Annotated in this window: 12 protein-coding genes; 8 read left to right on the forward strand and 4 right to left on the reverse strand. The window is 63.9% G+C overall.

Translation table 11 applies throughout. The annotated features are described in order from the left end of the window. Window positions 1–3: 3 nt before the first annotated feature. Window positions 4–213 (reverse strand): SlyX family protein, encoded by a 210-nt coding sequence (locus NKL04_RS30920; RefSeq protein WP_031209371.1) that lies wholly within the window; start codon window positions 211–213, stop codon window positions 4–6. 215 nt (window positions 214–428) lie between these two features. Between NKL04_RS30920 and NKL04_RS30925 the strand changes: the two genes are divergently transcribed. The 6 genes from NKL04_RS30925 to deoA all read left to right on the forward strand — a co-directional run bounded on the left by NKL04_RS30925 (window position 429) and on the right by deoA (window position 6,719). Next, a complete protein-coding gene (locus NKL04_RS30925) occupies window positions 429–1,961 on the forward strand; it encodes an ABC transporter ATP-binding protein (RefSeq protein WP_023700988.1) in 1,533 nt (510 codons plus the stop codon). After that, window positions 1,958–3,097, forward strand: coding sequence for an ABC transporter permease (locus tag NKL04_RS30930; RefSeq protein ID WP_023686470.1), 1,140 nt, complete (start codon window positions 1,958–1,960; stop codon window positions 3,095–3,097). Before NKL04_RS30925 ends, NKL04_RS30930 begins: the two co-directional genes overlap by 4 nt. Window position 3,098: 1 nt before the next feature. Beyond that, window positions 3,099–4,070, forward strand: a complete 972-nt coding sequence (locus tag NKL04_RS30935) for an ABC transporter permease (RefSeq protein ID WP_023683182.1) — start codon at window positions 3,099–3,101, stop codon at window positions 4,068–4,070. A 106-nt stretch (window positions 4,071–4,176) separates the two neighbouring features. Next, on the forward strand, window positions 4,177–4,569 hold the full coding sequence (gene cdd / locus NKL04_RS30940) for a cytidine deaminase (protein ID WP_023683183.1): 393 nt from the start codon (window positions 4,177–4,179) through the stop codon (window positions 4,567–4,569). Window positions 4,570–4,581: 12 nt separating this feature from the next. Beyond that, window positions 4,582–5,400, forward strand: a complete 819-nt coding sequence (locus NKL04_RS30945) for a purine-nucleoside phosphorylase (RefSeq protein ID WP_023700989.1) — start codon at window positions 4,582–4,584, stop codon at window positions 5,398–5,400. Continuing rightward, complete coding sequence (deoA, locus tag NKL04_RS30950) at window positions 5,400–6,719, forward strand: thymidine phosphorylase (RefSeq protein ID WP_023700990.1); 1,320 nt, start codon at window positions 5,400–5,402, stop codon at window positions 6,717–6,719. The genes NKL04_RS30945 and deoA overlap by 1 nt, the downstream gene beginning before the upstream one ends. A 9-nt stretch (window positions 6,720–6,728) precedes the next feature. On the opposite strand, the gene NKL04_RS30955 is transcribed toward deoA, so the two are convergent. The 3 genes from NKL04_RS30955 to NKL04_RS30965 all read right to left on the reverse strand — a co-directional run bounded on the left by NKL04_RS30955 (window position 6,729) and on the right by NKL04_RS30965 (window position 9,179). Next, window positions 6,729–7,292: a TIGR02281 family clan AA aspartic protease gene (locus tag NKL04_RS30955; RefSeq protein ID WP_023695614.1), complete on the reverse strand. Its 564-nt coding sequence runs from the start codon at window positions 7,290–7,292 to the stop codon at window positions 6,729–6,731. 129 nt (window positions 7,293–7,421) lie between these two features. Further along, window positions 7,422–8,051 (reverse strand): uracil phosphoribosyltransferase, encoded by a 630-nt coding sequence (gene upp, locus NKL04_RS30960; RefSeq protein ID WP_023671129.1) that lies wholly within the window; start codon window positions 8,049–8,051, stop codon window positions 7,422–7,424. Window positions 8,052–8,207: 156 nt separating this feature from the next. Next, window positions 8,208–9,179: an adenosine deaminase gene (locus tag NKL04_RS30965; protein ID WP_023695615.1), complete on the reverse strand. Its 972-nt coding sequence runs from the start codon at window positions 9,177–9,179 to the stop codon at window positions 8,208–8,210. Between the two features lie 134 nt (window positions 9,180–9,313). Between NKL04_RS30965 and ubiE the strand changes: the two genes are divergently transcribed. Continuing rightward, a complete protein-coding gene (gene ubiE, locus NKL04_RS30970) occupies window positions 9,314–10,090 on the forward strand; it encodes a bifunctional demethylmenaquinone methyltransferase/2-methoxy-6-polyprenyl-1,4-benzoquinol methylase UbiE (protein WP_352724851.1) in 777 nt (258 codons plus the stop codon). A 31-nt stretch (window positions 10,091–10,121) separates the two neighbouring features. Further along, the gene (gene ubiB, locus NKL04_RS30975; protein WP_023683189.1) at window positions 10,122–11,696 is read left to right on the forward strand and encodes a 2-polyprenylphenol 6-hydroxylase; all 1,575 of its coding nucleotides are present in this window, start codon (window positions 10,122–10,124) and stop codon (window positions 11,694–11,696) included. Window positions 11,697–11,750 lie beyond the last annotated feature (54 nt).

Below are 11,750 nucleotides of genomic sequence, written 5' to 3' on the forward strand. Positions count from 1 at the left end.
TTGCTACCAGTGCGGCGGTTTGGTTATCGGCACGTCGGGTACCGATTGTTCCTCCAGCGCCATGAAGCGCCCGGTCAGCGCATCGAGCTTGCGCTGCATGCGTTCGATCGCCGTCCACTGCTCGACGATCTGGCCCGACAGTTCCTCGATGGTCTTTTCCTGTTCAGCGGCGCGGATTTCCAGCGTCGTCAGCCGGTCGACAGGCATGATCATTCAAAACTCCTCAGGTCTTGGTGCACGCGGTTGCAGCATGATGCGACTGTTGAGCCTTGCATATTAGTGAATGTGAAGGTCTGCGGCCACGTTCGAAATTGACAAGCGCACCGGGATTTGTCGAGAGTGGCCACTGCGCCGCCAATTGGCACGGGTGGGGCATCATGCTAGGCGTTTTGACCAAGCGATAAAAAAATAAGAGTGGGACAGGCTGCATGGCGCAAGCCGCAATCGAACTGATCGGCATCAACAAGAGTTTTGGCGCCGTTCGCGCCAATCGCGACATCAATCTGGAGATCGCACGCGGCACCATCCACGGCATCGTCGGCGAGAACGGCGCCGGCAAGTCGACGCTGATGTCGATCCTCTACGGCTTCTACCAGGCCGACAGCGGCGAGATCCGTGTCGGCGGCAAGCCGGCGTCGATCAAGACTTCCAACGACGCCATCGCGCTCGGCATCGGCATGGTGCACCAGCACTTCATGCTGGTCGACAATTTCACCGTGCTGGAAAACATCATCCTCGGCGCCGAAAGCGATGCGCTGTTGAAAAAGAGCATCGCCAAGGCGCGCTCCGAACTGGAGCGGCTCGAGCGCGAATACGGGCTGGAAGTCGATCCCGACGCCATCATCGAGGAATTGCCGGTCGGCCTGCAGCAGCGTGTCGAAATCCTGAAGGCGCTTTATCGCGGCGCCGAAATCCTGATTCTCGACGAGCCGACGGGCGTGTTGACGCCGGCCGAGGCCGACCATCTGTTCCGCATCCTCAGGCAATTGAAGGACCAGGGCAAAACGGTGGTGCTGATCACCCACAAGCTGCGCGAGATCATGGCCATCACCGACAATGTCTCGGTCATGCGCCAGGGCACGATGGTGGCGACGCGCGAGACCAGCAAGACGACAGTCGGCGAACTGGCCGAACTGATGGTCGGGCGGCGCGTGCTGCTGCGGGTCGAAAAGGGCGAGACGGAGGCCGGCGCGGTCAAGCTCGCGGTCAAGAACCTGACGGTGAAAGACCAGCGCGGCGTCACCATGGTCGACGACATCTCCTTCGATATCCGCGCCGGCGAGATCGTCGGCATTGCCGGTGTCGCCGGCAACGGCCAGTCCGAACTGATCGAGGCGATTTCCGGCATCAGGCGCGCGGTTTCCGGCTCGGTGATGCTCGATGGCAAGCCGATCGACCTGACCGGGGCCGCCGATCCCGGCGAGTTGCGCGACCGTGGGCTCGCCCATGTGCCGGAGGACCGCCATCATGTCGGCCTGGTGCTGGCCTTCGAGGAGAACGAGAATTCGATCCTCGGCTACCATGACGACCCGCGCTACCTCAAAGGGCCGTTCCTCAACATCGACGCCATCATGACCGATGCCAAGGACAAGATCGAGAAGTACGATATCCGTCCCGGCAATCCGCGTCTGAAGACGGCGAATTTCTCCGGCGGCAACCAGCAGAAGATCGTGCTGGCGCGAGAAATGGAGCAGGATCCCGGTGTTCTGATCGTCGGCCAGCCGACGCGCGGCGTCGATGTCGGCGCCATCGAATTCATCCACAAGCGGCTGATCGCAATGCGCGACCAGGGCAAGGCGGTGCTGGTGGTGTCGGTCGAGCTCGACGAGATCCGTTCGCTGTCGGACCGCATCCTGGTGATGTTTGCCGGGCGCATCGTCGGCGAACGTGGCCCCGAGGCGACCGAAGGCGAGCTTGGCCTGCTGATGGCAGGTGTCGATCGCCAGGAGGCGGCAGAGTGAGCACGCCTTACGCCAAACTGCCGGCCTGGGCCGATTATGGGCTGATCCCGCTGATCAATCTGTCAGTGGCTTTCATCGTTGCCGGTTTCGTCGTCATGCTGGTCGGCGAAAACCCGTTTCGTGCCGCCGTCATCCTGGTCGAGGGCGCTTTCGGCAAGGGAACCGGCATTGCCTTCACGCTGTTCTATGCCACCACCTTCATCTTCACCGGCCTGTCGGTGGCGGTGGCCGCGCATTGCGGCCTGTTCAACATCGGGACCGAGGGCCAGGCCTATATTGCCGGCCTTGGCGTGGGCGTGGTCTGCCTCGCCTTCGACACTGTGCTGCCGTGGTGGCTGACCTTTCCGCTGGCGATCGTCGCCGGAGCCGCCGTCGGTGCGCTGTGGGCGCTGATCCCGGCCTATCTGCAGGCCAAGCGCGGGTCGCACATCGTCATCACCACCATCATGTTCAACTTCATCGCGGCCTCGATCATGGTCTACCTCCTGGTCGGGCCGTTGAAGCCGGCGGCGTCGCAGGCGCCGCAGACGCGCAACTTCCTCGCCGGCGCCGAACTGCCCAAACTCAACTGGATCATCGAACTGTTCGGCGCCAAGATCCGCTCGGCGCCGTTCAACATCTGCTTCCTGCTGGCGCTGCTCATGGCATTCCTGGTCTGGCTGCTGATCTGGCGCACCAAGCTCGGCTACGAGATGCGCACCTATGGCCACAGCCCGAAAGCGGCGCGCTATGCCGGCATTTCGGAGACCCGCATCATCATTATCGCGATGATGATTTCGGGCGCGCTGGCCGGCATGATGACGCTGAACCCGGTGATGGGCGACCAGCACAATGTGGCGATCGATTTCGTCTCCGGCGCCGGCTTCGTCGGCATTGCCGTGGCGCTGATGGGCCGTCTGCATCCGGTCGGCATCGTGCTGGCGGCGATCCTGTTTGGCATGCTCTACCAGGGCGGCGCCGAACTTGCCTTCGAAATGCCGGCGATTTCCCGCGACATGATCGTCATCATCCAAGGCCTGGTCATCCTGTTTGCCGGTGCGCTGGAGCACATGTTCCGGCCCTACGTCCAGGCGCTGTTCGCCTCGTTCAGTCCAAGGTCGGTCGGCATCGAAGCGGTCAAAGGGAAGGGCGCCTGAGATGGACGTCTTCATCGCCATCGTGCAGATCCTGGACTCGACCATACGCCTGTCGGTGCCGCTGCTGCTCGCTTGCCTCGCCGGCCTCTATTCGGAACGCGCCGGCGTTTTCGACATCGGGCTGGAAGGCAAGATGCTGGTCGGCGCCTTTGCAGGTGCGGCCGCCGCTTCGGTCTTCCATTCGGCCTTCCTCGGTCTCGGCATGGCGATCGTGATGTCGGTCGCCTTTGCCCTGGTGCACGGCTTCGCCTCGATCACCCATCGCGGCAACCAGATCGTCTCCGGTGTGGCCATCAACTTCGTCGCCGCCGGCTCGACCATCATTCTGGGCCAAGCCTGGTTCCAGCAGGGCGGGCGAACGCCGGCGCTGCAGCCGGGCGAGCGTTTCGAGGCCATCACTCTGCCTGGTGCTGCCGCGATCCACGACGTGCCGATCATAGGGCCGATCTATTCCGAGCTGCTCTCTGGCCATTCGATCCTGGTCTATCTCGCTTTCGCCATGGTGCCGTTCACCTGGTGGGTGTTGTTTCGCACCCGCTTCGGCCTGCGCCTACGCGCCGTCGGCGAGAACCCGGCCGCCGTCGACACCGCCGGCATCTCGGTCGCTTGGCTGCGCTACCGGGCCCTGATCTGCACCGGTGTGCTGACCGGCATTGCCGGCGCCTACCTCTCGATGGTGCAGAATGGCGGCTTCGTGAAGGACATGACCGCGGGCAAGGGCTACATCGCACTGGCGGCGCTGATCTTTGCCAAATGGCGGCCGGTCAACGCTATGTTCGCCTGTCTTCTGTTCGGCTTCCTCGACGCGGCGGCGATCCGCCTGCAGGGTTCGCCGCTGCCGTTGATCGGCAAGGTGCCGGTGCAGTTCATGCAGGCGCTGCCCTATGTGCTGACCGTGATCCTGCTTGCCGGCTTCATCGGCAAGGCGATCCCGCCGCGCGCCGGCGGCGTGCCCTATGTCAAGGAACGTTGATCCGGGCGCCCAGGAGCACTGTGTCGAACATGCGGCTGGTGCTCGAAAGGCGCCAGGAAACGCAAATGGCCGGGTTTTGAACACGATCGTCGGAGAGAACGTCTAGATGTCGCATGATCTGTTCGAAGCCGCGCAGGAGGCCATGGCCAAGGCCTACGCGCCCTATTCGAAGTTTCCGGTGGGTGCGGCGTTGCGCACCGAAGACGGCCGTGTCTTCACCGGCGCCAACATCGAGGTCGCGTCCTATCCGGAAGGCTGGTGCGCCGAGACCACGGCGCTCGGCCATTACATCATGGGCGGTGGCGGCAAGATTGTGGAAATCGCCGTCATTGCCTCACGCATGGCGAAATGCTCGCCCTGCGGCGGCTGCCGGCAAAGGCTGGCGGAATTCTGCCGGCCGGACACAAAGCTCTATCTTTGCGACAACACCGGCGTGGTCGAGACCGTGACCATGGGCGACATGCTGCCCTACGGGTTTCGTGGCGACATTTTGAAGTGAGAGTTGGCTGATATGAAGGAAGCTCTGGACCACCTCGTTGAAAGACTGGACGGGTTGGCGCCAACAACGGCGATGGTGCTGGGGTCGGGCCTTGGCGGGCTTGTCGACCAGGTCGAGAATGCCGTGCGCATCTCTTATGCCGACCTGCCGGGTTTCCCCCGCAGCGGGGTGACTGGCCATGCCGGCGAGGTGGTCGCGGGGCTTTTCGCCGGCACGCCGGTGCTGATGCTGTCCGGCCGCGCCCATTACTACGAGCACGGCGTTGCTGCTGCAATGCGGCCGGCGCTGGAGGTGCTTGCCGGCATCGGCATCACCAAGCTGATCCTTACCAATGCCGCCGGCTCGGTCGATCCCGACATGCTGCCAGGATCGGTGATGCTGATCACCGATCACATCAATTTCTCCGGCTCCAACCCGCTGATCGGCGAGCCGAGCGACCGCCGCTTCGTCGGCCTGACCGAAGCCTATGATGCCGGCTTGCGCGCGGCGATCGAACGGGCGGCGAAGGCGACAGGGACGGCGCTGCACAAGGGCGTCTATATGTGGTTTTCCGGTCCGTGTTTCGAAACCCCTGCTGAAATCCGCATGGCGCGCATCATGGGCGCCAATGCGGTAGGGATGTCGACCGTGCCGGAGGTCATTCTCGCCCGCTTCCTTGGGCTTCGCGTAGCCGCCTGTTCGGTGATCACCAATCTCGCCGCCGGGATGACCGGGGCGGAACTGTCGCACCAGGAGACCAAGGACATGGCGCCGATCGGCGGCGCACGGTTGGCGACGATCCTTGCGCATGTGTTCCAGGATGGGTTGCCGGAGCCGAAGGGCGACGCCTGATGCTTCCGCAGGAAATCATCCGCCGCAAGCGCGATGGCCAGAAACTGTCGGCGCAGGAGATTTCGGCCTTTGTCGCCGGCGTGACTTCGGGCAGCGTCTCGGACGGTCAGGTCGGCGCCTTTGCCATGGCGGTGTTCTTCAACGGCATGAACCGCGACGAGGCGGTGGCGCTGACGCTCGCCATGCGCGATTCCGGCGATGTGCTCGACTGGTCGGACCTGCCGGGTCCGGTCACCGACAAACATTCGACCGGCGGCGTTGGCGACAATGTCTCGCTGATGCTGGCGCCGATCGTCGCCGCTTGCGGCGCCTATGTGCCGATGATCTCCGGCAGGGGCCTTGGCCATACCGGCGGCACGCTGGACAAGATGGACGCCATCCCGGGCTATATCAGCCAGCCGGATATCGCGCGCTTCCGCAAGACGGTGCTCGAGACCGGCTGTGCCATCATCGGCCAGACCGCCGATCTCGCGCCCGCCGACCGTCGGCTCTATGCGATCCGCGATGTGACCGGAACGGTGGAATCGGTGCCGCTGATCACTGCTTCTATCCTGTCGAAGAAACTCGCGGCTGGCCTGCAGTCGCTGGTGCTCGACGTCAAGGTCGGCAATGGCGCCTTCATGGAGAAGTCGCGCGACGCGACAGCACTGGCCAACAGCCTGGTCGAGATCGCCAACGGCGCCGGCCTGAAGGCCTCGGCGCTGGTCACCGGCATGAACGAGCCGCTGGCGTCGGCGGCCGGCAACGCGGTCGAGGTGCGCAACGCCGTCGATTTCCTCACCGGAAGGCTCCGCGACAAGCGACTGGAGGATGTGACGCTGGCGCTGGCCGCCGAGATGCTGCAATCGGCAGGGCTGGCGTCCTCCAATCAGGACGGTCTCAGGCGCGCGGCCGAGACGCTGGCCGGCGGCCGCGCGGCAGCCGCCTTCGCGCGTATGGTCGCAGCCCTTGGCGGTCCCGCCGATTTAGTCGAGAAGCCGGAAAAATACCTGCCGAAAGCGGCGGTGGAGTTTGCGGTCAAGGCGACAGGCAACGGTTTTGCCACCGCTATTGCCACCCGCGATATCGGCCTTGCTGTGGTCGGGCTCGGTGGCGGGCGCACGCGGCCGGACGACAGGATCGACCATGCGGTCGGCATCACCAGGCTGCTGCCGCTCGGCGCCGAGGTGCGGGCCGGCGAGCCGCTGGCGCTGGTCCACGCCCGCACGCAAGTGGAGGCCGAAGCGGCCGCAGCCGCCGTGCTTTCGGCCTATACGATCGGGGCGTCGAAACCAGCCGCCGACAAGACTGTCATCCGGCGCGTGCTGCCGCGCGGGTAGCGGAACGCGCTACTGCACCAGCAACAGTGTGCCGTTTTCGACCTGGTATTTTGCCAGCCGCTGCAAAAAGCTCATGCCAATGAGGTTGGTGCGCAGAGCCTTGTCGTCGAGCACTACCGCCTGGACGTTGTCGACGCTGATCTTGCCGATCTGCAGGCGATCGATGTTGACCACGGCGGCCCTGATCGCGCCATTGGCGGTGTTGACCTGCTGGTTGAAGTCCGACGGGTTGAGCGAGATGCCGATGCGGCGCGCCGTCGAGGTGTTGATGGCGACCAAAGTGGCGCCGGTGTCGATCATGCCGTCGACCTGGCGGCCGTTGAGCTTGAAGGCGGAGGTGAAATGGCCGCGCTCGTCAGCCGCCACCAATACTTTGCGCCCAGTGGGCAGCGGTGCGGCCGGCTTGCCGGGAACCGAGGCCATGTTCAGTTCGGGCTGAGGCTGCGCGGACGGCTTGCCGGCGACGGTCGACTTCAACAGGTTGTCGAGAATCTGCGGATTCGACTGATAGACGATCGGGATCGATGCCGACGTTCCGGCGAACACGCCCAGAATGACAAGCTTGCGCAGCATGAATGGACCTTCGTGAAGGCCCATTCTTGCCCACGTATGGTGTGTGCCGCTTTAACGCCAACCCGAAACCGCGGCTTTGCGTAAACGGGCGGTAAACGACTGGATGTCAGCTGGCCTTGCCAGCCGCCGTCATTTGGTTCCGTACATGCGGTCGCCGGCATCGCCGAGGCCGGGCATGATGTAGCCCTTCTCGTTGAGCTGGCGGTCGATGGAAGCGGTGAACACGGGAACATCCGGATGCGCCTTGGTGAAGCGCTCGATGCCTTCTGGCGCCGCCAGCAGGCAAAGGAAACGGATGTTGGTGGCGCCGCGCTCCTTCAGCTTGTCGATGGCCGCGATGGCCGAGTTCGCGGTCGCCAGCATCGGATCGACGACGATCACCAGCCGGTCGGCGAGATCGCTCGGCGCCTTGAAGAAATATTCCACCGCCTCCAGCGTTTCGTGATCGCGGTAGAGGCCGACATGCGCGACGCGGGCCGCCGGGACCAGGTCGAGCAGGCCTTCGAGCAGGCCATTGCCGGCGCGCAGCACCGAGGCGAAGACCAGCTTCTTGCCCTCCAGCGTCGGCGCTTCCATGGTTTCCATCGGCGTTTCGATGGTCGTCGTCGTCAGTTCGAGGTTGCGGGTGACCTCGTAGCCGAGCAGGAGCGAGATCTCGCGCAGCAGCCGCCGGAAACCGGCGGTCGACGTCTCCTTCTTGCGCATGATGGTGAGCTTGTGCTGGACAAGCGGGTGGTCGACGACGGTGACGCCCTGCATGGGTTGCTCCAGTGAATGGTGAATAGTGAATAGTGAATAGTGAGCAGGTTTGCGAGTCCCGATGGATCGATCATTGCGGTTGACAGGCCGAAGCGCCGGCAAACCATTCACCATTCACCATTCACCATTCACCATTCACCATTCACCATTCACCATTCACCTCTTCGCATCGAGCCGGGCAAGCAGCGCGCTTTTCGTCTTCCTGTCGACGAAAGCCGCCTCGATCGCGGTTCGGGTGATGGCGGCCAGCGCCTTTTCGTTCATGGCGAAATGCTCGGCGGCGATGTCGTATTCGCGCTTCAGCGAAGTCCAGAAATAGGGCGGGTCGTCAGAATTCAGCGTCACCTTGCAGCCGGCTGCCTGCAGCGCAGGGAAAGGGTGATCGGCGAAACTGTCGTAGACCTTGAGCGCGATGTTGGAGCCGGGGCAGCATTCCAGCACGATGCCCTCATCGGCGATGCGCCGCACCAGATCGGGGTTTTCGATGGCGCGCACGCCATGGCCGATGCGCGACGGGCGGATATGGTCGAGTGCGGCCTGCACCGTCTCCCATCCGGTCAGCTCGCCGGCATGGATGGTGATGCCGAGGCCGGCTTCGCGGGCGATCTCGAAGGCCCTGACATAATCCTCCATCTCGCCCATGCGCTCGTCGCCGGCGACGCCGAAGCCGGTGACCAGCGGATTTCCGCAGCGCGCCGCAAAGCGCGCCGCCTGCTCGATCGACTCGACGCCGACATGGCGTACGCCGGTGACGATCATGCGGCCCTCGATGCCGGTCTTGGCTTTGGCGCGCAGCATGCCTTCGCCGAGCGCATCGGTATAGGCCTTGGGCGACAGGCCGGCCCTGACGGCATGGTCGGGCGAGGTGAAGACCTCGGAATAGATGGCGCCGTCGCGGGCAAGGCTGGTCAGATAATGGTCGGCGAGGCGGGCATAATCCTCCTCGGTGCGGAACAGGTCGGCGGAAAAATCATAAGCCGCCAGGAACGAGGTGAAATCATGCCAGACGAAGGAGCCGTTCTGGATATAAAGCGAGGTGTCCTTGCCGTATTTCTGCGCCTGACGGATGACGAGTTCGGGCGCCGCTGCCCCCTCGATGTGGCAGTGCAGTTCTGCTTTCAAAGGCATGCAGTTATCCCGTCTCATCAGTCCAGGCCGTAAAGCCCACCACCTGGAAGCGCGGCCGAACACCGCGCCTTAAACAATAGCGCCCGCACCATCGATCGGCTATGGTCCCGCCGGTTTTATGACGGATCAAAATAATGTCAGTTGAGAGAACCACGGCCGCGGGCGGCATGGAAACCTCCTATGGTTTCAAGAAGGTAGGGCCAGGCGACAAGCAGCCTCTGGTCAACGATGTTTTCCACAAGGTGGCGAACCGCTACGACCTGATGAACGACCTGATGTCGGCCGGGCTGCACCGGCTGTGGAAGGATGCCATGGTGACATGGCTCAATCCGCCGAAACGTCCGGGCTGGAAAGTGCTTGACGTGGCGGGCGGCACCGGCGACATCGCCTTCCGCATTGTAGACGCCAGCCATGGCAACGCGCATGCCACGGTGCTCGACATCAACGGCTCGATGCTCAGCGTCGGCCGTGACCGCGCGGAGAAAAAGCGCCTGTCCGGCAACACCGATTTCGTCGAGGCCAATGCCGAGGAACTGCCTTTCACCGATAGCACCTTTGACGCCTACACCATCGCATTCGGCATCCGCAACGTGCCGCGCATCGATGTCGCGCTGACGGAAGCCTTTCGCGTGCTGAAGCCCGGCGGACGGTTCCTGTGCCTGGAGTTTTCCGAGGTCGAGATGCCGCTGCTGGACAAGGTCTACGAAGCCTGGTCGTTCAACGCCATTCCGCAGATCGGCAAGATGGTGACGGGCGAGGGCGAACCCTATTCCTACCTGGTCGAATCGATCCGCAAATTTCCCAATCAGCAGAACTTTGCTGCCATGATCACCCGCGCGGGCTTCGGGCGCGTGTCGTTCCGCAACTATTCCGGCGGCATTGCCGCCCTGCATTCGGGCTGGAAGCTTTGAGGCACCACAGTTTGCAGCAGCAGGGTAGGCGATGAGCAGCGTCGGCGCCGCCTTTCGGCTCGCACGGGCCGGCTGGGTGCTGGTTCGCGAAGGCGTGATCGCAGCATTGCCTGGCGACGAACTCGGCGGCCTGCCGAAATTCGGCTGGCGCATGGCCCGGCTCTTCACCCGCCGCCGCGCGCTCGCTTATGAGCGCAGCGACCGGCTGGCCAAGGCGGTGGTCCGGCTCGGACCCTCCTACGTCAAGCTCGGCCAGTTCCTGGCGACGCGGCCTGATGTCGTCGGCAACGACATGGCGCTCGACCTCGCCATGCTGCAGGACAAGATGCACACTTTTTCGCAGGCGGAAGCGGTGGCGGCGATCGAGGGCTCGCTCGGGCGCAAGATCGGCGAACTCTATACGCAGTTCGGCGGGCCGGTCGCGGCGGCCTCCATCGCCCAGGTTCATCCCGCGCAAGCCATGCATGACGGTGTCGATACCAAGGTGGCGGTGAAGGTGATCCGGCCTGGCGTGCGCCGCCGCTTCTTCCAGGATCTCGAAAGCTATTTCCTCGCCGCCCGGCTGCAGGAGAAATACATCCCGTCGTCGCGCCGGCTGCGGCCGGTCGAGGTGACCGAGACGCTGGCGCAGACCACCAAGATCGAGATGGATCTTCGCCTCGAGGCGGCCGCACTTTCGGAACTGGGCGAAAACACCAAGGACGATCCGGGCTTCCGCGTGCCGTCGGTCGACTGGGAGCGCACCGGGCGCGATGTGCTGACCATGGAATGGGTCGACGGCGTCAAGATGAACGACATCGCCGGCCTCGCGGCGGCGGGGCACGATCTGAAGGCGATCGCCACCAACCTGATCCAGTCGTTCCTGCGTCACACGCTGCGCGACGGCTTCTTCCATGCCGACATGCATCCAGGCAATCTGTTCGTCGAGGCCAATGGCAATATCGTCGCCGTCGATCTCGGCATTGCCGGACGGCTCGGCAAGAAGGAGCGCCGGTTCCTCGCCGAAATCCTCTACGGCTTCATCACGCGCGACTATCTGCGCGTCGCCGAGGTGCATTTCGAGGCCGGCTACGTGCCGCGTCAGCACAATGTCGCGGCTTTCGCGCAGGCCATTCGCGCCATCGGCGAGCCGATCCATGGCCAGCCGGCTGAAACCATCTCGATGGCGAAGCTTCTGACGCTGCTCTTCGAGGTCACCGAACTGTTCGATATGGCCACGCGGTCGGAACTGATCCTGTTGCAGAAGACCATGGTGGTGGTCGAAGGCGTCGCGCGCACGCTCGACCCGGCCTTCAACATGTGGAAGACGGCCGAGCCGGTGGTCGGCCAGTGGATCGCCGGCAATCTCGGCCCGAGCGGCCTGCTGATGGACGCGCGCGACGGCGCCAAGGCGCTGCTGGCGCTGGCCCGCCAAGCGCCCGATCTTGCCGCCCGCACCGAACGGCTGTCGCGCGAGATCGATTTTATGGCCGAACACGGCCTGCGCTTCGACGAAGCGACATCGCGCGCCATCGGTAAGGCCGAAGCGCGCTACACCCGCTCCGGCCGCATGGCGCTGTGGGTCATCGCGCTGACGCTGGTGTATATCGCGTGGAAGCTGCTCTGATCGCTTGCAACGCTAGCAACTGTGGTGCTAGCGTTGCAGTCGCGCTATTGATGT

The organism is Mesorhizobium sp. C264A, assembly GCF_040324515.1.
Taxonomy (GTDB): Bacteria; Pseudomonadota; Alphaproteobacteria; order Rhizobiales; family Rhizobiaceae; genus Mesorhizobium.

Coding starts and splice junctions, on each gene's coding strand:
- deoA (WP_023700990.1), top strand. CDS start 5,400: ATGCTTCCGCAGGAAATCATCCGCCGCAAGCGCGATGGCCAGAAACTG.
- NKL04_RS30955 (WP_023695614.1), bottom strand. CDS start 7,292: ATGCTGCGCAAGCTTGTCATTCTGGGCGTGTTCGCCGGAACGTCGGCA.
- NKL04_RS30935 (WP_023683182.1), top strand. CDS start 3,099: ATGGACGTCTTCATCGCCATCGTGCAGATCCTGGACTCGACCATACGC.
- NKL04_RS30925 (WP_023700988.1), top strand. CDS start 429: ATGGCGCAAGCCGCAATCGAACTGATCGGCATCAACAAGAGTTTTGGC.
- cdd (WP_023683183.1), top strand. CDS start 4,177: ATGTCGCATGATCTGTTCGAAGCCGCGCAGGAGGCCATGGCCAAGGCC.
- NKL04_RS30965 (WP_023695615.1), bottom strand. CDS start 9,179: ATGCCTTTGAAAGCAGAACTGCACTGCCACATCGAGGGGGCAGCGGCG.
- NKL04_RS30945 (WP_023700989.1), top strand. CDS start 4,582: ATGAAGGAAGCTCTGGACCACCTCGTTGAAAGACTGGACGGGTTGGCG.
- upp (WP_023671129.1), bottom strand. CDS start 8,051: ATGCAGGGCGTCACCGTCGTCGACCACCCGCTTGTCCAGCACAAGCTC.
- ubiB (WP_023683189.1), top strand. CDS start 10,122: ATGAGCAGCGTCGGCGCCGCCTTTCGGCTCGCACGGGCCGGCTGGGTG.
- NKL04_RS30920 (WP_031209371.1), bottom strand. CDS start 213: ATGATCATGCCTGTCGACCGGCTGACGACGCTGGAAATCCGCGCCGCT.
- ubiE (WP_352724851.1), top strand. CDS start 9,314: ATGTCAGTTGAGAGAACCACGGCCGCGGGCGGCATGGAAACCTCCTAT.